This window comes from Streptomyces cyaneochromogenes (genome assembly GCF_003963535.1).
In the GTDB taxonomy this organism is placed as follows: Bacteria; Actinomycetota; Actinomycetes; order Streptomycetales; family Streptomycetaceae; genus Streptomyces; species Streptomyces shaanxiensis.
This window is the reverse complement of the sequence record NZ_CP034539.1, coordinates 8,583,096-8,602,445: the sequence shown is the minus strand read 5'-3', so window position 1 is coordinate 8,602,445 and position 19,350 is coordinate 8,583,096. Positions and strand designations below refer to the sequence as shown.

The 19,350-nt window shown below is 72.4% G+C and carries 19 protein-coding genes and 1 riboswitch; of the genes, 7 read left to right on the top strand and 12 right to left on the bottom strand.

The genetic code is table 11. The annotated features are described in order from the left end of the window. Window positions 1-66: 66 nt before the first annotated feature. The 3 genes from ligD to EJ357_RS38885 are packed head-to-tail and all read right to left on the bottom strand — an operon-like array spanning window position 67 to window position 4,513. A complete protein-coding gene (gene ligD / locus EJ357_RS38895) occupies window positions 67-1,008 on the bottom strand; it encodes a non-homologous end-joining DNA ligase (protein WP_126396336.1) in 942 nt (313 codons plus the stop codon). Next, entirely contained in the window at window positions 1,005-2,852 is a 1,848-nt protein-coding gene (locus EJ357_RS38890; protein WP_126396335.1) for a transketolase, read from the bottom strand. The genes ligD and EJ357_RS38890 overlap by 4 nt, the downstream gene beginning before the upstream one ends. After that, entirely contained in the window at window positions 2,849-4,513 is a 1,665-nt protein-coding gene (locus EJ357_RS38885) for an FAD-dependent oxidoreductase (protein ID WP_228472746.1), read from the bottom strand. Before EJ357_RS38885 ends, EJ357_RS38890 begins: the two co-directional genes overlap by 4 nt. Window positions 4,514-4,965: 452 nt before the next feature. Between EJ357_RS38885 and EJ357_RS38880 the strand changes: the two genes are divergently transcribed. Beyond that, entirely contained in the window at window positions 4,966-6,057 is a 1,092-nt protein-coding gene (locus EJ357_RS38880) for an enolase C-terminal domain-like protein (RefSeq protein ID WP_126400591.1), read from the top strand. Between the two features lie 6 nt (window positions 6,058-6,063). Here EJ357_RS38880 and EJ357_RS38875 read toward each other — a convergent pair whose 3' ends face one another. Continuing rightward, entirely contained in the window at window positions 6,064-6,549 is a 486-nt protein-coding gene (locus EJ357_RS38875; RefSeq protein ID WP_126396334.1) for a phage holin family protein, read from the bottom strand. Window positions 6,550-6,646: 97 nt separating this feature from the next. On the opposite strand from EJ357_RS38875, the gene EJ357_RS38870 reads away from it, so the two are divergent. Then, window positions 6,647-6,994 (top strand): VOC family protein, encoded by a 348-nt coding sequence (locus tag EJ357_RS38870; RefSeq protein ID WP_126396333.1) that lies wholly within the window; start codon window positions 6,647-6,649, stop codon window positions 6,992-6,994. A gap of 88 nt (window positions 6,995-7,082) precedes the next feature. Here EJ357_RS38870 and EJ357_RS38865 read toward each other — a convergent pair whose 3' ends face one another. Next, window positions 7,083-7,994 (bottom strand): arginase family protein, encoded by a 912-nt coding sequence (locus EJ357_RS38865; RefSeq protein WP_126396332.1) that lies wholly within the window; start codon window positions 7,992-7,994, stop codon window positions 7,083-7,085. Window positions 7,995-8,054: 60 nt separating this feature from the next. Here EJ357_RS38865 and EJ357_RS38860 point away from each other — a divergent pair, with 60 nt between their 5' ends. Beyond that, window positions 8,055-8,402, top strand: a complete 348-nt coding sequence (locus EJ357_RS38860; RefSeq protein ID WP_126396331.1) for a DUF6204 family protein — start codon at window positions 8,055-8,057, stop codon at window positions 8,400-8,402. Here the strand turns inward: EJ357_RS38860 and EJ357_RS38855 are convergent. The 7 genes from EJ357_RS38855 to EJ357_RS38825 form a co-directional block, all read right to left on the bottom strand. Next, a complete protein-coding gene (locus EJ357_RS38855) occupies window positions 8,374-8,928 on the bottom strand; it encodes a GNAT family N-acetyltransferase (RefSeq protein ID WP_126396330.1) in 555 nt (184 codons plus the stop codon). The genes EJ357_RS38860 and EJ357_RS38855 overlap by 29 nt on opposite strands. Window positions 8,929-8,947: 19 nt before the next feature. Further along, a complete protein-coding gene (locus EJ357_RS38850; RefSeq protein WP_175647673.1) occupies window positions 8,948-9,202 on the bottom strand; it encodes a LapA family protein in 255 nt (84 codons plus the stop codon). A gap of 68 nt (window positions 9,203-9,270) precedes the next feature. Continuing rightward, on the bottom strand, window positions 9,271-11,058 hold the full coding sequence (locus EJ357_RS38845; protein ID WP_126396329.1) for a CocE/NonD family hydrolase: 1,788 nt from the start codon (window positions 11,056-11,058) through the stop codon (window positions 9,271-9,273). 120 nt (window positions 11,059-11,178) lie between these two features. After that, entirely contained in the window at window positions 11,179-12,138 is a 960-nt protein-coding gene (locus EJ357_RS38840; RefSeq protein WP_126396328.1) for a S66 peptidase family protein, read from the bottom strand. Continuing rightward, entirely contained in the window at window positions 12,135-14,087 is a 1,953-nt protein-coding gene (locus EJ357_RS38835; RefSeq protein ID WP_228472745.1) for a S9 family peptidase, read from the bottom strand. Before EJ357_RS38835 ends, EJ357_RS38840 begins: the two co-directional genes overlap by 4 nt. Window positions 14,088-14,104: 17 nt before the next feature. Beyond that, on the bottom strand, window positions 14,105-15,409 hold the full coding sequence (locus EJ357_RS38830) for a M20/M25/M40 family metallo-hydrolase (protein ID WP_126396326.1): 1,305 nt from the start codon (window positions 15,407-15,409) through the stop codon (window positions 14,105-14,107). Next, window positions 15,402-16,235 (bottom strand): M55 family metallopeptidase, encoded by an 834-nt coding sequence (locus EJ357_RS38825; protein ID WP_126396325.1) that lies wholly within the window; start codon window positions 16,233-16,235, stop codon window positions 15,402-15,404. The genes EJ357_RS38830 and EJ357_RS38825 overlap by 8 nt, the downstream gene beginning before the upstream one ends. Before the next feature lie 100 nt (window positions 16,236-16,335). Continuing rightward, a riboswitch (cobalamin riboswitch) is annotated at window positions 16,336-16,520 on the top strand. Between the two features lie 30 nt (window positions 16,521-16,550). Between EJ357_RS38825 and EJ357_RS38820 the strand changes: the two genes are divergently transcribed. The 4 genes from EJ357_RS38820 to EJ357_RS38805 are packed head-to-tail and all read left to right on the top strand — an operon-like array spanning window position 16,551 to window position 19,227. Continuing rightward, a complete protein-coding gene (locus tag EJ357_RS38820; RefSeq protein ID WP_126396324.1) occupies window positions 16,551-17,252 on the top strand; it encodes an energy-coupling factor ABC transporter permease in 702 nt (233 codons plus the stop codon). Then, window positions 17,249-17,608, top strand: coding sequence for an energy-coupling factor ABC transporter substrate-binding protein (locus EJ357_RS38815; RefSeq protein WP_126396323.1), 360 nt, complete (start codon window positions 17,249-17,251; stop codon window positions 17,606-17,608). Before EJ357_RS38820 ends, EJ357_RS38815 begins: the two co-directional genes overlap by 4 nt. 6 nt (window positions 17,609-17,614) lie before the next feature. Then, window positions 17,615-18,364, top strand: coding sequence for a cobalt ECF transporter T component CbiQ (cbiQ, locus tag EJ357_RS38810; RefSeq protein WP_126396322.1), 750 nt, complete (start codon window positions 17,615-17,617; stop codon window positions 18,362-18,364). Then, on the top strand, window positions 18,361-19,227 hold the full coding sequence (locus EJ357_RS38805) for an energy-coupling factor ABC transporter ATP-binding protein (RefSeq protein ID WP_126396321.1): 867 nt from the start codon (window positions 18,361-18,363) through the stop codon (window positions 19,225-19,227). Before cbiQ ends, EJ357_RS38805 begins: the two co-directional genes overlap by 4 nt. Window positions 19,228-19,350: the final 123 nt, after the last annotated feature.

Genomic DNA, 19,350 nt, shown 5'->3' with positions numbered 1-19,350 from the left:
GAGTGACCGGGAGAGCGCCGGTCAAACCCGTGGCTCGGTTTCTTCGGTCACGCGGTGCGTCGAGCGTCAGCCGCGCAGTGCGTCGAGCCTGCGTCTGGCCGGACCGAGCGCCCGGCCCCGGTCCAGCAGCCCGCCCCAGGGGTCGGTGCGGGCCTGCTCCACGGCGTCGGCGATGCTCCAGCGGCGGGCGTCCAGCTCCGGGTCGTCCAGTTCCGCCCAGGTCAGCGGTGTGGCGACGGGGGCGCCGGGCCGGGCCCGGACGGTGTAGGGCACGACGGCGGTCTGGGCGTAGGCGTTGCGCTGCACGTCGAGGTAGAGACGGTCGCCGCGGTCCTTCTTGCGGGCGGCCGTGGTGAACCGGTCCGGGTGGGCGGCCTCCAGCACCCCGGCGACGTCCTTGGCGAATTCCCGGACCTCGTCGAAGTCGTGGTGCCCGTTCAGCGGCACGACGATGTGCAGCCCGCGCGAACCGGTGGTCATCGGGGCCGAGGGCAGCCTCAGTTCGTCGAGCAGCTCGCCGAGCAGCTCGGCGGCGCCCCTGACCTGCGCGAAGGTGTCCCCGGCAAGGTCATCGGCCGGGTCGAGGTCGAAGACCATCCGGTCGGGGCGGTTGATGTCATGGGTGCGGGAGAGCCAGCGGTGCAGGGTGAGGCAGGCCTGGTCGGTGAGGAAGACGAGGCTTGCGGTGTCGTCGCAGACCGTGTGACAGACGGTGCCGTCCTCCTTGGGCACCTCGAAGCGGGTGATCCAGTCCGGGTAGTGGTCCGGCGTGTTCTTCTGCATGAACCGGGGGCCGTCGAGACCGTCCGGGTAGCGCTCCAGCATCAGCGGGCGGCCGCGCAGATGCGGCAGCATGAACGCGGCGACGGACCGGTAGTAGTCGACGAGGTCGCCCTTGGTGTACTCCTTCGCGCCCCCGCCGCCGGGAAAGAGCACCTTGTCGACGCGTTTGACCTCGACGGTACGGCGCCCCGCCCGCACCTTCTTCGTATCGTCGTCGCCGCTCACCGCACGACCGCCTCCTCCACCAGCAGCTTGCCCGCGGCGGCGATGGACGCGGCGTCGATGCCCGCGGTGTGCAACTGCTGGTCGGGCGAGGCGGATCCCGGCATCCGGCGGACGGCCAGGCGCACCAGCCGGGGCACCGGGCGCCCGTCGAGGAACGCGTCGAGGACGGCGTCGCCGATGCCGCCCTCCTCGCGGTGGTCCTCCACGGTGAGCAGACAGCCGGTGTCCTCGGCGGCCCGGCGCAGCGTGGACCGGTCGACGGGCTTGACCGAGTACAGATCCACGACCCGCACCTGGATCCCGTCGCGGTCCAGGGCGTCGGCCGCGGCGAGCGCCTCGTGCACGGTGACGCCGGCGGCTACGACGGTCAGCCGGTCCCGGTCACTCGCGCGCAGCACCTTGCTGCCGCCGACGGGGAACTCCTCGTCGGGGCCGTAGACGACCGGGCTCTCGCCGCGCGAGGTGCGCAGATAGCGGACGCCCTCCAGGCCGGCCATGGCGGCGACGAGCCGCGCGGTCTGATTGGCGTCGCACGGGTACAGCACGGTCGAACCGTGCACAGCCCGCATCATCGCCAGGTCCTCCAGGCCCATCTGGCTCGGCCCGTCCTGCCCGATCGCGACGCCGGCGTGCGAGCCGACCAGGTTGATGCCGGCACCGCTGACCGAGGCCATCCGCACGAAGTCGTGGGCGCGGGTGAGGAAGGCGGCGAAGGTGGCGGCGTACGGCAGCCAGCCGCGCGCCGCGAGGCCCACCGCGGCGGCGACCATCTGCTGCTCGGCGATGTAGCACTCGAAGTAACGCTCCGGGTGTTCCTTGGCGAAGAACTCGGCGCGGGTGGAGTCGCCGACCTCGCCGTCGAGGGCGACGACGTCACCGCGCCCGGTGCCCAGAGCGGCGAGCGCCTCGCCGTAGGCGTTGCGCGTGGCGACCTTCTCCCCCTTCTCCCAGCGGGGCATCTCGAGGTGCCCGGCGCGTACGGCGTGCAGCACGCGGGCGGCGGGCGGCTCATGGACGTGGATGCGGATGTCGCGCTCCCCGCCGAGTTCGGCGACGGCCTCGTCGGGCTCCGGCAGGGGCTTTCCGTGCAGTCCCTCCCGGTCCTGGACGGCCGCGACGCCCTTGCCCTTGAGGGTGCGGGCGAGGATCACGGTGGGCTGCCCGGCGGTGGACTTCGCCTCCGCGTACGCCCGGTCGACGGCGTCCACGTCATGGCCGTCCACCTCGACGGTGTGCCAGCCGAACGCCTGGAAGCGACGGGCGTAGGCGTCGAGGTCATGGCCGTGCCGGGTCGGGCCGCGCTGGCCCAGCCGGTTCACGTCGACGATCGCGGTGAGATTGTCCAGATGCTCGTACGCCGCGTGCTCCGCGGCCTCCCACACGGACCCTTCGGCCAGCTCGCTGTCCCCGCACAGCACCCAGACCCGGTACCCGACCCGGTCGAGCCGCTTCCCGGCCAGCGCGATCCCGACCCCGATCGGCAGCCCCTGCCCGAGCGAGCCGGTCGCGGTCTCCACCCACGGCACCTGGCGCGGGGTGGGGTGCCCTTCCAGCCGACTGCCGAGCTTGCGGAAGGTGAGCAGCTCACCGTCCTCGATGGCGCCGGCCGCCTTGTACGCGGCGTACAGCAGGGGCGAGGCGTGCCCCTTGGAGAGGACGAAGCGGTCGTTGCCGGGGTGGGCCGGCCGGTCGAAGTCGTAGCGCAGGTGGTTGGCGAGGAGTACGGCCGTCAGATCGGCGGCGGACATCGACGACGTCGGATGCCCCGACCCCGCGGCGGCGGAGGCCCGCACACTGTCCACGCGCAACTGCTGGGCCAGCTCGACGAGTTCGGAGGTGTTCATGAGGCTCCTTCCGAGGGGTGGTGGGAGTGGGGTGCGGGCTCGCCCGGGTGCGGCTTGTGGACCGCGGGGGCGTCGGCGGGCGGCTCGTGCGCGGCTCGCAGGTCGGAGCGCGCGACGGGGCCGGGGGGTTCGGGGTGCCTGGCGGCGTCGGGGTCCTGAACAGGGTCGGGACGCCCGGCGGAAGCGGGGGTGTCTTCGGTTCGTTTGCTCGGGGGCTCGCCGACCGCCCGACTCTTCTCGGTCATCTCAGCCTTCTCGGAATCCTCGGCCTGGTGTGTTTTCGCGGCCTGGTCTGTCCTCGCGGGTTTGTCCGTCCGGGGCTTGTCCGTCGTGCCGGCCGTTGCGGACTCGGCGGCGGCTCCCGGCCCCCGGACCAGCTCCGGCGACGCGGTGTCCAGCGGCACCGACCACGACCGTACGAGTCCCAACTGCACGGCCTGGCGCGGGAGTACGGCGTCCAGGAGCCAGTCGGCGGCGACGCGGATGCGGTTGCCGGGCATCGCGGCGAGGTGGTAGCCGCGGGTGACCGCGCCCGCGGCCACGCCGGACAGCGGGACGCCGAGCGGGTTGGCGGCCGCCTTGACGCCGCCCAGGTCCACGACGAAGCCCATGTCGCGGTGACGGTACGGACGCCGCTCGCCGATGCCCAGGGACGCGGCGACGTTGTGGGCCACGGTCTTGCCGTGCCGCCAGGCGTGCTGGGCGGTCATCGGCGTGTACTGGCCGGGCCGCTCCAGGTCGGGCACGGCGGCCCCGTCCCCGGCGGCGAACAGCTCGGGCCGGCCCGGCACTTGCAGGTACGGGTCGACGAGCAGGCGGCCCCGCTCCAGGGGCAGCCCGAGGGACTCGGCGAGCGGATCGGGCCGTACTCCGACGCACCACACCAGCGTGCGGGTGTCGACGAACTCGCCGTCGGTCAGCAGGACCCCGCTGTGCGTGGCCTCCTTCACGGAGGTGCCCATCCGCACCTCCACGCCCCGCTGCCGCAGCACCCGGTCGGCGGTGCGCGAGAGGTGCTCGCCCAGCTCGGGCAGGACGCGTTCGGCGATGTCGAGCAGCAGCCAGCGCGGCCGCATACGGGCTCGCAGCGGGTGTTTGCGCACCTGGGCGTCGGTGAACAGCTTCCCCTGGGCGGCGACCTCGGTGCCGGTGTATCCGGCGCCCACGACGACGAACGTGCACCGTGCCGCGCAGCTCTCGGGGTCGTCGGCGGCGGCCGCCAGCTCCACCTGCCGGGTGACGTGATCGCGCAGATAGAGCGCCTCGGGAAGGCCCCGGAAGCCGTGCGCGTGCTCGGCGACACCGGGAATGGGCAACAGCTTGTTGACGCTGCCCGCGGCGAGGATCAGCCGGTCGAAGGAGAGGGTCCCGGCGTCGCCCTCGGGTCCGGTGTAGTGCACGGTGTGGGCGTCCAGGTCGAGGGCGTCGGCTTCGCCCAGCACGAGCCGTACGTGGGGCAGGGTGCCGGAGAGCGACACGGTCACCCGTCGTGGTTCCAGGATGCCTGCGGCGACCTGGGGCAGCAGGGGCAGATACAGGAAGTAGTCGGTCGGGTTCAGCAGGGTGATGTCGGCCTTGCCACGGGCGATCCGGGACAGGGTTCGGGCCGCCCGGTACCCGGCGAATCCGGCGCCGACGATCACGATGCGGGGTCGACTCACGGTAAGCCTCCGGGGCTGTCGCGTACCTCGGGAGCCTTCCGCGTCCCCCTGGCCAAGGCGACCAAACGTCCACCGGCACAGCCCCGGGCCTCCGGCACAGGGACACGCCCGAGAGGGGTTTCGGGCACAGGGACCCGCCCGAGAGGGGTTTCCGGCACAGGGACCCGCCCGGCAGGGGTTTCGGACACCGGGCCCCACCCTGAGCCCGGCTCCCCGGCACACCAACCCACCCAGCCCCGTTCCCGGCCCGCCCCCGTTTTCGGACGTCAACCTGCCCACCCGGGTTTCCGGCCCGGCCTCCGGGTACCCGGAACGGCGACCCGCCCCGCTCCGCCGCCGACGCGGCAGCCCCGGAGGTGTCCCCCCATGCCCCAGTACGGCTCCTTCCTTCGTGCGGTCGCCCAGTGGTGCGCCGCGGCGGTGTCGAGGGACGGTTCCGCGCGATGAACGCGATGAAGCTGCATCTCCCCGTCGTCTCCGTCTATACCGTGCCCACCGACGCCCCCGAGGCCGACGGCACGCTGGCCTGGAACTCCACGACCGTGGTGATCGTCGAGGTCACGGCGGGCGACGCGACCGGCACGGGCTGGACGTACGGCCCGGCGGCGATCGGCGACTTCCTGCGCGATCACCTGGCGCCGCTCGTCGAGCACCGCAACGCCCTGGACATCCCGGCCGTGCACGACGCGATGTCCCGCGCGATCCGTGACGCCGGACGGCCGGGCATCGCCGCGTGTGCGATCTCGGCGCTGGACATCGCCCTGTGGGACCTCAAGGCACGGCTCCTGGAACTGCCGCTGGCCCGGCTGCTGGGCATCTGCCGCGAGCGCGTGCCCGTGTACGGCAGCGGCGGCTTCACGACGTACCACGACAAACACCTGGCGGCGCAGTTGAACGGCTGGGTGCACGGTCAGCACATCCCGTGCGTGAAGATACGGATCGGCGAGGACCGGGGCCGCGCGGTCCTGCGCGACCTGTCCCGCGTACAGGCGGCACGCCAAGTGATCGGCCCCGAGGCCGAGTTGTACGTGGACGCGGGCGGCGCCTACACCCGCAAACAGGCGATCCGGGTCGGCCACGCCCTCGCCGAGCACGGTGTCGGGTGGTTCGAGGAGCCGGTGCCCTCGGACGACCTCACCGGCCTGCGGCTGATCCGCGACACGCTGCCGTGCGACGTCACGGCCGGCGAATACGGCTACGACCTCCCGTACTTCGCCCGCATGATCACCGCGGGCTCCGTCGACTGCCTCCAGATCGACGCCACGCGCTGCGGCGGGCTGACGGAGTTCCTCCGCGCCGCCGCCCTCGCCCAGGCCCACGGCCTGGAGGTCTCGGCCCACCGCGCCCCGCACGCCCACGCCGCGGTGTCCGCCGCGATCCCCAACCTCCGGCACATCGAGTGGTTCCACGACCACGTCCGCATGGAGGACATGTTCTTCGACGGCGCCCTGGACCCGAAGGGCGGCACGGTCACCCCGACGCGGGGCATCGGCCACGGGTTGACGCTGCGGACGGAGGAGGTGCGGGAGTACCGGGTGGCGTGAACGCCGTCAGGCCCGGTGGTGCGGCTGCTCGGGGTCGATGTCGTCCGGGTGCGGCGGCCGCGCGTCGGGCATGTCCGGCGCCCCGGTCACTCCCGTCGCCCCCGCCTCAGGCGGGCCGGGCGGCATCGGCGGGTACGGCACGCCCAGCCCGCTCGGCGGAGCGGCGGCCTCGGCCCGGTGCTCCGGCGTCGCCCGGGACGCCGACGGGTGTGCCGCGCTCCGCAGCGCGTACGCCACCGCGCCCAGGATCACCGCGGTGATCAGCGCGGCGGCCCAGTCCGGCAGCCCGGCCGCGAGGCCCAGACCCAGGGCGAGCGCGAGGGCCGCGCCCGCGTACAGGGCGACGGCGCCCGAGCCCGCGTACAGCATGGCCCGGCGGCGCTGCTTGCGCGTCTGCTCGCGCAGTTCGTCCCGCACGGTCTCGCGCGCCACCTGCGCCAGCTCTTCGACCAGGTGCTTGTCGAGATGCTCAAGGTGATCCAAGCGGTCCATGCCCGCCGAGTACCCGTACAGGGGTAGGCGTAACGGGGAGTGAGGGGATCGCGTGAAACGATCTCCCCGGCCGGCCGCCTCCAACTAGGCTCTCCGCATGGACATTCTGGGAGCCACGCTGCGCGTATGCGTCGACGACCTGGAGACCGCGGTCCCCTTCTACGAACGACTCTCCGGCGCCACCGCCCTGCGCTTCGAACGCGGCGGTGTCCAGGTGGCCGCCGTCGGCTGCTTCCTGCTGATGAGCGGCCCGGAGGCCGAGCTGGAGGTGCTGCGCAAGGTCGCGGCGACGATCGCCGTCAAGGACGTCGAGGAGACCCGCCAGGTGCTCAGCGAGCTGGGCGCGCACATCGTCGCGGGTCCGTTGCCGACGCCGGTGGGCCGCAATCTGATCGCGATGCATCCGGACGGGACGATCTACGAGTACGCGGACCGTCAGGCATGATCCGCCAGGCGGGACCCGTCCGTCGCAACCCGTCAGACGTGATCCGCCAGGCGTGACCCGTCAGCCGTGATCCCTCAGGCCTGACCCGTCAGGCCGCGTCATGCGTGGTGTCGAGGGCCGACACCACGATGTCCGTGAGCAGGGCCCCCGCCGTCCCCTCCGGGTCCAGATCGGGGTCGTAGATCGTGATGTTGAGCCCGACGCAGTGCCCCGACGCGAGCAACGGCCGCAGCAGCGCCACGAGTTCGTCGGGGGTGAGACCGTCCGGGTCCGGGCTGTCGACGGCGGGCATGACGGACGGGTCGAGGACGTCGGCGTCCAGATGCACCCAGAAGCCGTCGAGCTGCGGGATCTCGAAGGCCTGCCGGGTGACCGTCCCGAGTGCCTGTGCACCCCACTCCCGCAGGTCCCCCACGGTCACCACGGGAATCTTCAGGTCGGCGAGCTCGGCCCGGTCCTCCTCGAAGTAGTCCCGGATACCGAAGTACCGCACGTCCTCGTCCCGCAGGTAGGGCCTCAGGCCCTCCAGGTTGGTCAGATCCTCCTGCCCGCGCCCGGTGGCGAGGGCGACCTCCTCCCCGCCCGCCGCGCCGACCCTCTCGGAGTTCCCCGGATGCCGGAAGTCGGGCGAGGCGTCCACGACGGCCAGCCCGTACCGGCCCATGCGGCGCAGCGCGAGGGCGGCGCCGAGGTTGATGGAGCAGTCGCCGCCCAGCACGACCGGGAAGTCCCCGGCACGCACATGGTGCTCGATGCGGTCGGCGAGCTTGCGGGTGTAGGAGGCGAGAGCGACCGCGTTGAAGACGCCGTCGCCCTCCCGCCAGTCCCCCCGGTCGTAGCGCGGCGGCACCACCACCCCGCCCTCCAGCGCCCGCAGGCGCTGCACGATCCGCTGCTCACGCAGCGCTCCGGCGAGCTTGTGACAGCCGGGCACGGTGCCCGGGGCGGGCGGGCGCAGGCCCAGGTTGGAGGGGGCGTCGAGCACGACGAAATTCCGCATGCGAGCCATCCTCTCCGACGTACAGTCGGCCCTCAACGCCATTACAAAGGGAGCGGGAGCATGAGCGAGCAGCACACCTACCGGGTGATCGTCCGGGGTACCTGGGACGGCCTCACCGACGCGGCCCGGACGCGGCTGCTCGCCGAGGCCCCCGAGCACGGCATGACCAGCATGCGGTTCACCGAGGAGGGGTCGCTCTCCTACGAGCCCTCCCCGCTCAAGCACTTCTCGATGCGCTACGTGGTGGTCTCGGACGCGGCCGACGGCGAGGAGATGGCCGGCGCGATCGCCGAGGACCGGGCCGAGACGGCGCTCCGGGAGCTGGGCTACGGCTTCGGCGAGCTGAGGTCGACGGTCACCGACCTCGACACGATGAAGATCAACCGGAAGTCCGCATCTCGGCGGTGATGGCCCATCGCTCGTGGTCCCGCCAGGCCCCGTCGATGAAGAGCATGCTCGGCGAGAAGCCCTCCAGACGGAAGCCGCAGGCGCGGGCCAGGGCGATCGACGCGGTGTTGGCGGGCTGGACGTTGATCTCCAGCCGGTGCAGCCGCAGCGACCCGAAGGCGTGCCCGATCACGAGGTCGAGCCCTTCCCGCATCAGGCCGCGCCCCGCCGCGTGGGCGAAGGCGCCGTAGCCGAGGGCGCCGCTCTGGAAGGCGCCCTCGACGATGTTGTTGATGTTGATGAACCCGGCGATGTCCCCGCCGTCGCCCTTCTCGCAGACCAGGAACCCCGCCTTGGTGGGGTCCTCGATCAGCCGCCCGGCGTAGGCGGCGTAGGCCGCGGCGCTGTCCGGCGGGAAGAGCCACGGGTGGTGCAGTGCCTTGCTGTCCCGGGCGCGCGCGGTGAACTCGGCGGCGTCCTGGTAGGTGAAGTGACGTATGCCCACGCGGGGGCCTTCGGCGAGGTAAAGGGACGCGGGGTGCGGCATTGCGCCAGCCTACGACCCGCTAACGGCGCCGTCGCATGAAGTACGCCCCGAACAGCGCGCCGATGACACCCATGCCCAGCAGCGCCAGCCACAGCGGCATCGTCACCAGCGGGACGAGCAGCCGGATCTCGGTCTCGCGGGTGTTCTCGAAGATGAAGACCAGCGCGAGGGCGACGAGCACCAGCACGGTGATCCTGGCAGGGGTCATCGCCCCGGCCAGGCCACCCCGCTTCTCGCCGGCCCTCGTGCGGCTCTCCGACGTCTTCGCGGTCATACGTCAAGGATGCTCCCGAACCCGCGATCACGCACGGTGAGCGGCCGCTGTGCCGGCCTCCCGGCCCCTCAGTCGATCACCGGGAGCCGCAGCACCCCCGTGTCCTCGGGTGCGCTGACCACGGTCACCGGCTTGATCCCCCGGTTCCCGAAGTACGCGTCGTCACTCGCCGCGATCACGAAGCGCAGCCGGTGCCCCTTCTCGTACCGGTGCACGATCCCCGGCAGCGTCACGGTGAAACTCCGCGTGACGTCCGGTACACGCACCGGCGCGACCAGTCGGCGCACCAGCGTCTGGCCGCCGTCGGGCGCGACGTCGTACAGCTTGGCGAACAGCACGAGCTTGTCGGCGGCGTCCCCGGAGTGCTGGGTCCGCTCGGCCTTCGGGGAGACGACCCTCAGGGTGGCCCGGGGCGCCCCCACCACCTCGGTGGTGCGGGCGAGCGGCTCGCTGGTCCAGCCGAGGTAGGTGCCCTTGGTGTCGTACGGCGCCGGGTCGGGGATCCCTATGGCCCCGGCCAGCGAGCTCTCCGAATGGCTCGTGGGGACGAGCCAGTTGGTGTAGGTGCGGCTGCCGCGCGCCACCTTCCGGCGGTTGTCGACGAGTTTGCCGTCGCCGGAGAGGTAGAGCGTCCGGGAGGGCTCGGGGACGCGGTCGGCGGTGGCGTAGGTGCCGCCCGGGTCGGTGATCCAGTCGCGGTAGTAGGCGAAGGCCGGTCCGGTGTCGACGTTCTGCTTGCGCAGGTAGCGGTCGAACCAGGCGAGGATGCGCCGTCCGACGTAGCTGGTCTCCAAGTTGCCCTGGCCGAGGTTGAGTTCGCCGGTGGCCGGGTCGGTGAGTCCGCCGCTGTGGCCCCAGGACTGCCAGATCATCTTCGTCGGCGTCCCCTGGGCCTTGAGCGTCCTGTACGTCGCCGTCGCCTCGTTGAGGTTGAAGAGGCTGTCGGCCTGCCCCTGGACGAGGAGGGTGGGGGCCTTGACGCGGTTCAGGTACGACACCGGCGAGACACTGCGGGCGTAGGCGAGCAGCTCGGCCGTCTGCTTCGCCGGGTAGCGGCCGGAGTTGAGGGTGCGGATCGTGTCGCAGGCCTTGGTGACGAAGTGCAGGCAGGCGAGGGAATTGATGCGGGACGGGTCGAGGTTCGGTGCCAGCAGGGGCTGGCCCTCCCCTATGAGGTAGAAGCCGTTGGCCCACTGCCACTTGAAGGCGCCGGGCACGCCGGCGCTGCCGACGGCGTTGTTCGGGTCGAGGGAGTAGGCGAGGTCGTTCCAGGTGATCATCGGGACGAGCGCGTCGACGCGCTGGTCGACCGCCGCTGTGGCCAGCTGTACCGCCCCGCCGTAGGAGCCGCCGGCCATGCCGACACGCGGGTCGCCGGGGTCGTCGAGGGTGACGAAGTCGGCCTTGGTGCCGTCGTCGGCGGCGCGCCCGCCGCCGAGGAAGTCGACCAGGCGTGAGGCGGCGACGCCGTCGATGGTGGGGTCGTCGAGGGAGATCAGGCAGCCGGACCTGCCGAAGCCGAGACCGGAGTAGACGAGGGAGACGTATCCGCGCTGTGCGAAGGCCTTGCCGATGGCGTCGGTCGAGCCGTCGGACTTGCTGCCGCCGAAGCCGTTGGTGGCGAGGACGGCGGGTGCGCGGTGAGCGCGGTCGACACCGGCGGGCCGGTACAGGTCCGCGTCCACGGTGCAGGTGCGGCCACCGGCCTGGACGGTGAACTTCAGGGCGGTGACGGTGTACGAGCCGAGAGCGGCGGCGGGGGCGGTGAGGGCGAGGGGTGCGGTGAGCGTGGCGCCGAGGACGAGAGCGAGGGGGGCTCGGGATCTGGGCACACGACGGGACACAAAGACCTCCACACTGAGGACAGCCCTGCATACCGACCAGTAAGTACTGGCCGGTTGTCATGGTGTGACACGTGTCAGGCGTGGTCAATCGACGTGACAGAGGTTTCTTGACGGAGATTCAGTGAACGCGGGTCAGGCGAGGGCGGGCTCGTCGAGAGTCAAGGTGCCCGCCTCGGCGTCGAGTTCGGCACCCGCACCGAACGGAATCGTCAGCGCGCCTTCACAGTGCCCGAACCCGAACTCCTCCACAACGGGCACACCGAGGCCACCCAACCGGTCCAGGAGCAGCGCACGCATCCGCTCGTACGGCTCGCACTCCTGCCACGAGCCGAGCAGCACGCCCCGCACGCCGTCGAGGAAGCCGGCGCGCAGGAGTTGGGTGAGGTAGCGGTCGAGCCGGTACGTCTCCTCCCCCACGTCCTCCAGGCACAGCAGGCCGCCGCGTGCGGAGGTCCGGGCGTGCGGGGTGCCCAGCTCGGCGGCGAGCAGACAGAGGCAGCCGCCGAGGGTGACACCCCGCGCCCGGCCCGGGACCAGGGCGGACCCGGCGGAGGTGATCGTGCGCACCGACTCGGGCTCGAACAGCGTGGCCCTCAGGTGCTCCTGCGCCCGCGCGCTCTTGATGAAGTCGATGCCCGCCGCCATCGGCCCGTGCAGCGTGGCCAGGCCCAGCCGCGTGGCGAACGCCTCGTGCAGCACGGTGATGTCGCTGAAGCCGACGAACACCTTGGGCCCGGCCGCCCGCATCGCCTCCCAGTCGAGGAGGTCGACCATGCGCTGGACCCCGTATCCGCCCCGGGCGCACAGCACCGCGTCGACGGACGGATCGCACCAGGCGCGCTGGAGATCGGCGGCCCGGTCGGCGTCCGTGCCCGCGAGATAGTCCAGCTCGCCGTGCCGGTCGAGCACATGTGGGGCCGCCACCGGGTCGAGATCCCAGCCGCGCAGCACGTCGAGCCCGGCCTGGAGCCGTTCCTCGGGCACCGGCCCGCTGGGCGCGACGACGGCTACGCGGGCGCCGGGGGCGAGCCGGGTCGGCCGCACGAGGGGCCGTACGAATGGCTGCGCGGGTGGTCGTACCGGCCCGGTCACTTGGCGAGCTCCAGCTTCGGGATCCCGGGCGGGTTCAGCCCGAAGACCTGGGCGTACAGGGAGAGTTCGGACTCCAGGACGCGGATCATCGTCTCCGCCCGCCTGAACCCGTGGCCCTCCCCCTCGAAGGCGATGTAGGCGTGCGGTACCGGGCGCCCCGCCATGCGTGCCAGGAACCGCTCGCACTGCGCGGGCGGACAGATCACGTCGTCCAGGCCCTGCAGCAGCAGGAAGGGCACGGTGAGGCGGTCGGCGTGCGCGGCGGGCGAGCGCTCCGCGTACCGTGCGGGCACCTCGGCGAGCGGGCCGACGAGGGTCTCCAGGTACCGGGACTCGAAGTCATGGGTCTCGCCCGTGCCCCAGCCGGCCAGGTCGAGGATCGGGTAGACGATCGTGCCGCAGGCGTAGACGTCGGTCGTGGTGAGCGACGCCGCCGTGGTCCAGCCGCCCGCGCTGGCGCCCCGGACGGCGAGCCGGTCACGGTCGGCGGTGCCCTCGTCGGCGAGGGCGAGCGCGACGGCCGCGCAGTCCTCGACGTCGACCACACCCCACTGCTCGCGCAGCCGGTTGCGGTACTCCCGCCCGTACCCGCTGGAACCGCCGTAGTTGACCTCGGCGACACCGATGCCGCGCGAGGTGAAGTAGGCGATGGCCAGGTCGAGCACGAGGGGCGCCCGGTCGGTGGGGCCGCCGTGCGCCCAGACGACGTACGGCGGCGGCGTACCGCTGGGGGCCGTGCAGCCGGGGTTGTGGGGCGGGTAGATGTGCGCGTGGACATCCCGCCCGGCGGGGCCGGTGAAGGTGCGGATCTGCGGCTCGGGGTAGTGGGCGGGGTCCACGGCGTCGTCGTGCTCGGCCCCGATCACCCGGGACCGACCGGTCCGTGTGTCGAGTTCGACCACCTCGTAGGCGCTGCGGGGGCTCGCGCCCACGGCCACCACTCGCTCCCCGTCCACCGCGAGCGTGGGCGCGAACTCCGTCCAGGGGCCGGCCGCGTCGACGATCTCGCCGGTCTCGGGATCCAGCACACCGAGGGCGGTCGAGCCACGTCCGTGCACGACGGCGATCGGTCCGCCCGCCAGCGGCGCGAACCAGCGCAGGCCGAGCTTCCACAGCGGTCCGCCGAACTCCTCCTCGCGCGGACACAGCGGTTCGCCGTCCCGGTAGAGGTTCCACCAGCCGCTGCGGTCGCTCGCGTACAGCAGCCGGCCGTCGGCCGACCAGTCGACCTGGGCGATCGACTCCTGCGGCCCCCCGGCAAGGGTCTGCGGGCTCCCGAACGCGCCGTCGGGGCCGACCTCGGCGACGAGCAGTTCCGTACCGTCCCACGGCATCCGCGGATGGTCCCAGGCGAGCCATGCCGCGCGCCGCCCGTCGGGCGAGACTCGGGGGCCGGTGACGAACCGGTGCCGGTCGTCGGTGAGTTCGCGTACGGCGTCCCGGTGCTCGGCCGCCGAGCCGTCCAGCGGGACGGCGGCCAGGACGCGCCGCACATCGGTCGGCCCCTCCCCGGTGAACTCCTCCAGCACGCACCACACTTCACCGAGTCCGAGCCGCACCTGCGGCTCCACCCAGCGCAGTCCACCGCCCACCGGCGACACGGGAGTGAGCGGACGCGGCTCGCCGCCCTCCTCGTACCGGTAGAGCCGCTGGTCGGCGAAGTTGACGAAGACGACGAGCCACCGGCCGTCGACCACCACGCCCGCCCAGGGCTGTCCGCCGTACTCGACGACCCGGCTGCGCACGTTCCACTCGGCGGGCAGCACCGACTCCTCGTGTCCGTCGGCCCGCCGCCGCACCAGCGTGCGCCGCCCGCCCTCCGTGGGCCGCGGCTCGGTCCACCAGGCCTCGTCGCCCACGAAGCCCACGTACTCGGGACGCCCGTCGTGCGCGGCGGCGATGGCCGCGTCGATGGGCGAGGGCCAGGAACCGTACGCCAGCGTTCGCACTGTCTCCCCCAACTCTCCTAGGCCGTGCGCAGAAAACGGTCGAGAACGCGGACGCCGAAGTGCAGTGCCTCGATGGGCACCCGCTCGTCGACGCCGTGGAACATGGCCCCGTAGTCGTAGCCCTCCGGCAGCCTCAGCGGCGAGAAGCCGTAGCCGGTGATGCCGAGCCGGGAGAACTGCTTGGCGTCCGTGCCGCCGGGCATGCAGTACGGCACCACGCTCCCCTCGGGCGCGAACTCCTCGACGGCGGCCCGCATACGAGCGTACGTCGGCGAGTCCACCGGCGACTGGAGGGCCACCTCGTGGTGGTGGAACTCCCAGTCCACGTCGGGCCCGGTGAGTTCATCGATGGTCGCGCGGAACTCGTCCTCGAAGCCAGGCAGATACCGGCCGTCGACGTATGCCACGGCCTCCCCCGGGATCACGTTGACCTTGTAACCCGCCTCCAGCATGGTCGGGTTGGCGCTGTTGCGCACGGTCGCCTCGACCAGCTGGGCCGCCGGGCCGAGCTTCTCCAGCAGGCCGTCCACGTCGTCCAGGCCGGCATCGAGGCCGTACAGCGCGGCGAGTTCGGTCAGGGCGGCGCGGACCGTCGGCGTCAGCCGCAGCGGCCACTCGTGGGCGCCGATCCGCGTGACGGCCGCGGCGAGCCGGGTCACCGCGTTCTCCCGGTTGGGCCGGGAGCCGTGCGCGGCCCGCCCGTGTGCCGTGAGCTTGAGCCAGCCGGTGCCGCGCTCCCCGGCCGCGAGGGGGTAGATCTGCCGGCCGCCGCCGTCGTGGAAGGTGAACGCGCCGGACTCGCTGATGCCCTCGGTGCAGCCCTCGAACAGTCCGGGGTGCCGGTCCGCGAGGAAGCCGGAGCCGTCCTCGGCGCTGGCCTCCTCGTCGGCGGTGAACGCGATCACGACGTCCCTGCGGGGCCGGACGCCCTCGCGGGCCCAGGCCCGGACGACGGCCAGGATCATCGCGTCCATGTTCTTCATGTCGACCGCGCCCCGGCCCCACACGACCCCGTCGCGGATCTCCCCGGAGAAGGGGTCGACGCTCCACTCGCCGGCCTGCGCGGGCACCACGTCCAGGTGACCGTGCACGAGCAGCGCGTCCGCCGACGGGTCGGTGCCCTCGATGCGGGCGACGACGTTCGTACGGCCCTCGGCGCGCTCCAGCAGGGTGGGTTCCAGACCCGCCTCGGCCAGCCGTGCGGCGGCGTACTCGGCGGCGGGGCGCTCTCGGCAGTCACCGCCGCCCCGGTTGGTGGTGTCGATGCGGATGAGGTCGGAGGTGAACGTCACGACCTCGTCCAGCGCCTGCCTGTCAGCCATACTGCTCCTCAACCGCGGCCGAGACGATCGTGGTGACCGCCTTGAAGGTACGGATTCCCTCGTACATGCGCTCGCTGGTGTACACCACCTTTCGCTCGCCGATCCGTTCGACGCCCGGGACGACGGTGGCGGCCAGCGCGAGGTGCTCGGCGTCGAACTCGACGGCCACGGTGAACGGACCGGCGCTCACCGGCTGCTGACGGATCGCCAGCGCGGCCGCCTCCTTGGCCGCGGCACGGATGTCGGCGGCGGTCCTGGCCGGCGTACGGCACACGGCCGCGTACCGCGAGACATGGTCCTTGACGGCGACCTTCAGCGCCTCGGGCGCGTACCCGAGCGCGTCCTCACAGGCCACGTCGTCGCCGGTGACGAGGACGACGGGGACGCCGTACTCGGCGACGACGTGCGCGTTCAGCAGGCCCTCGCTCGCCCGTACGTCGTTCAGCCACACGCCTGTGATCTGGTTCGCGAGGTAGGTGTGGGCGAGGACACCCTCCATCCCGGCGCCCGCGTGGTAGCCGACGAAGGCGACGCCGTCCACGTCGCCGTGCTGCACGCCCTCGACCATGGACAGCGCCTTGTGCCGGCCGGTGAGCATCTCGGCCCGCTCGTCGAGCCGTTCGAGCAGCAGATTGCGCATGCTCCAGTGGGCCTCGTTGACGAGGACGGAGTCGGCGCCCCCGTCGAAGAAGCCCAGCACGGCGGCGTCGACGTCCGAGGTGAACATCCCCCGGCACCGCTCCCACTGCGGCGTCCCCGGCAGCACGTCGCCCGGCCAGGTCACGCCGGTGGCGCCCTCCATGTCGGCGCTGATGAGGATCTTCATGTTCCGTCACGTTACGCGCCGACGGGGGAACCCGCCATGAAGCGGGCGAACGCCACTTTCACGCCCCCCAGGCGCGCTTGTCAGCCACCCTGCCCGGGCACTACTGTCACCACGCCTTGGTGAACGGGAAATCCGGTGTGATGCCGGTGCGGCCCTCGCCACTGTGAATCGGGAAGTCCGGCTCCGGCCCTCACGGGCAGCCACTGGGTCCTTGTGACCCGGGAAGGCGGAGCACGGGCGGTGGTACCCGTCAGCCAGGAGACCGGCCAAGGCACGTCAACCATCCACGAGGTGCTGGAGAGGGTCTGCTGAGCCATGCACATAGCCGAGGGTTTCCTCCCGCCGGCGCACGCGGTCGCCTGGGGCGTCGCGTCCGCGCCGTTCGTAGTCCACGGAGTCCGGTCACTCACCCGTGAGGTCAGGGAGCATCCCGAGAGCACACTGCTCCTCGGCGCCTCCGGAGCCTTCACGTTCGTCCTGTCCGCGCTGAAGCTGCCCTCGGTGACCGGCAGCTGCTCGCATCCCACCGGCACGGGGCTCGGCGCCATCCTGTTCCGGCCACCGATCATGGCGGTCCTGGGCACGATCACCCTGCTCTTCCAGGCGCTGCTCCTCGCACACGGCGGCCTGACCACACTCGGCGCCAACGTCTTCTCGATGGCGATCGTCGGCCCCTGGGCCGGATACGCCATCTACAAACTGCTGCGCCGCTACGACGTGCCGCTGATGGTCGCCGTCTTCTTCGGCGCGTTCTTCGCCGACCTGTCCACCTACTGCGTCACCAGCGTCCAGCTGGCGCTCGCCTTCCCCGACCCGAGCAGCGGATTCCTGGGCGCGCTCGGCAAGTTCGGGTCCATCTTCGCCGTCACCCAGATCCCGCTGGCGGTCAGCGAGGGCCTGCTCACGGTGCTCGTGATGCGGCTGCTGGTGCAGTCCAGCAAGGGGGAACTGACCCGGCTGGGCGTGCTCCTCACCAAGAAGCAGTCCGCGACCGAGACCGAGGCGGTGGCCCGATGAGCAAGAACACGAAGATCAACATCCTGCTGCTGCTCGTCGTGGCCGCGCTCGCCGTACTTCCGTTGGCGCTCGGCCTGGGCGACCACAAGGAGGAGCCGTTCACGGGCTCCGACGGCGAGGCGGAGACGGCCATCACCGAGATCAAGCCGGACTACGAGCCGTGGTTCTCTCCGCTGTACGAGCCGCCCTCCGGTGAGATCGAGTCGGCCCTGTTCTCCCTCCAGGCGGCGCTCGGCGCCGGTGTCCTCGCCTACTACTTCGGGCTGCACCGGGGGCGGCGGCAGGGAGAGCAGCGGGCGCTCGCCCAGCGGGAGACCGAGGCCGCGCCGGACGAGTCCCCCGCCGAACGGGCCTGAGCCCGCGTGCTGCCGATCGACGCGGCGGCGCACAGCAGTCGCTGGCGCCGCCGACATCCCGTGGACAAGGCCGTGCTCGGGCTCGGCCTCACCGTGCTCGCCATCTCGCTGCCGCCCTGGCCGGGGGCCGCGCTGGTCCTGGTCACCGCCCTCACCGTGCTCCTGGGTCCGGCGGGTGTGCCCGCGCGGCGGCTGTGGCGTGCCTACCGTGTGCCGTTGGGGTTCTGCGTGACCGGCGCGCTCACGCTGCTCGTCCAGGTCGGCGGGCCGGAGGGCTTCGTGTCGCTCGCCGAGGACGGCGGGCTGCGGGCCGGGGAGCTGCTGCTGCGCACCTCGGCGGCTTCCCTCGGGGTGCTGCTGTTCGCGTTCACCACGCCGATGTCCGACCTGCTGCCGCGCCTGGTGAAGGCCGGGATACCCGCGCCCGTCGTGGACGTCGCCCTGGTCACGTACCGCATGAGCTTCCTGCTGCTGGACTCCGTCCGCCACATCCGGGAGGCCCAGGCCGCCCGGCTCGGGCACACCAACCGGGCCGCGGAGTGGCGTTCACTGGCCGGCCTCGGCGCCACCGCCTTCGTGCGGGCCTTCGACCGGGCCACCCGGCTCCAGGCCGGGCTCGCCGGGCGCGGCTACGACGGCACCCTGCGTGTCCTGGTGCCCGAGGCCCGCGTCTCCGTCCGCTTCACGGCCGCGAGCTGCGCCCTCCTCGCTGCGCTGGCCGCCCTCACCCTCGTACTGGAAAGGGCCCTGCCATGAGCGAGCCCACCGCCCTGGTCGCCCTGCGGGGCGCCTCCTACGCCTACGAGGACGGCCCCGTCGTCCTCAGCGACCTCGACTTCGACGTGCACGAGGGGCGCGCGCTGGCGCTGCTCGGCCGCAACGGCACCGGCAAGACCACGCTGATGCGGCTCCTCAGCGGCGGTCTGCGCCCGGACACCGGCCGGCTGACGGTGCGGGGTGAGCGGGTCGCGTACGACCGCAAGGGGCTGACCCGGTTGCGGACGACCGTCCAGCTGGTGGTGCAGGACCCCGACGACCAGCTCTTCGCCGCGTCCGTCGCCCAGGACGTCTCCTTCGGCCCGCTGAACCTGGGCCTGCCCGACGCCGAGGTACGGGCGCGGGTCGACGAGGCGCTCGCCGCCCTGGACATCACGGCGCTGGCCGACCGGCCCACGCACCTGCTGTCGTACGGCCAGCGCAAGCGCACCGCCATCGCCGGCGCCGTGGCGATGCGGCCGCGCGTGCTGATCCTGGACGAGCCGACCGCCGGGCTCGACCCCGACGGCCAGGAACGCCTGCTCGCCACCCTCGACGGGCTGCGCGCGTCCGGCACCACGGTCGTGATGGCCACCCACGATGTCGACCTGGCCCTGCGCTGGGCCGACGAGACGGCCCTCCTCACCCCGTCCGGGGTACGCACCGGCCCCGCGGCCACCATGCTGTCCCGCACGGAACTCCTCCGGCAGGCGGGGCTGCGCCTGCCGTGGGGCATCGCCGCGGCCCAACTGCTGCGCGCGCACGGGTTGTTGGACGACACGGCGCCCGGTCCACGGGACGCGGAGGAACTGGCGGCACTGGCGGCGGCGCACAGCGCTCCGGCGATACCGGCCGACGGCTGACGGCCGGTATCGCCGCTGCCGAAAAGAACAAAGGCAAGGAGGTCACTCACTCCTTGCCACTCTCAACGTATAGCGCACCAGGGGTCTTGCGGCAAGGCCCCTCTCGTCCCGCAGAATCTCCAG

Excerpts from the sequence above, each read along its gene's own strand:
- EJ357_RS38890 (WP_126396335.1), bottom strand. The coding sequence starts at position 2,852 with ATGAACACCTCCGAACTCGTCGAGCTGGCCCAGCAGTTGCGCGTGGAC.
- EJ357_RS38825 (WP_126396325.1), bottom strand. The coding sequence starts at position 16,235 with ATGAAGATCCTCATCAGCGCCGACATGGAGGGCGCCACCGGCGTGACC.
- EJ357_RS38865 (WP_126396332.1), bottom strand. The coding sequence starts at position 7,994 with ATGCGGAATTTCGTCGTGCTCGACGCCCCCTCCAACCTGGGCCTGCGC.
- EJ357_RS38855 (WP_126396330.1), bottom strand. The coding sequence starts at position 8,928 with ATGCCGCACCCCGCGTCCCTTTACCTCGCCGAAGGCCCCCGCGTGGGC.
- EJ357_RS38830 (WP_126396326.1), bottom strand. The coding sequence starts at position 15,409 with ATGGCTGACAGGCAGGCGCTGGACGAGGTCGTGACGTTCACCTCCGAC.
- EJ357_RS38870 (WP_126396333.1), top strand. The coding sequence starts at position 6,647 with ATGGACATTCTGGGAGCCACGCTGCGCGTATGCGTCGACGACCTGGAG.
- EJ357_RS38850 (WP_175647673.1), bottom strand. The coding sequence starts at position 9,202 with ATGACCGCGAAGACGTCGGAGAGCCGCACGAGGGCCGGCGAGAAGCGG.
- EJ357_RS38815 (WP_126396323.1), top strand. The coding sequence starts at position 17,249 with ATGAGCAAGAACACGAAGATCAACATCCTGCTGCTGCTCGTCGTGGCC.
- EJ357_RS38880 (WP_126400591.1), top strand. The coding sequence starts at position 4,966 with ATGAAGCTGCATCTCCCCGTCGTCTCCGTCTATACCGTGCCCACCGAC.
- EJ357_RS38875 (WP_126396334.1), bottom strand. The coding sequence starts at position 6,549 with ATGGACCGCTTGGATCACCTTGAGCATCTCGACAAGCACCTGGTCGAA.
- EJ357_RS38820 (WP_126396324.1), top strand. The coding sequence starts at position 16,551 with ATGCACATAGCCGAGGGTTTCCTCCCGCCGGCGCACGCGGTCGCCTGG.
- EJ357_RS38805 (WP_126396321.1), top strand. The coding sequence starts at position 18,361 with ATGAGCGAGCCCACCGCCCTGGTCGCCCTGCGGGGCGCCTCCTACGCC.
- EJ357_RS38860 (WP_126396331.1), top strand. The coding sequence starts at position 8,055 with ATGAGCGAGCAGCACACCTACCGGGTGATCGTCCGGGGTACCTGGGAC.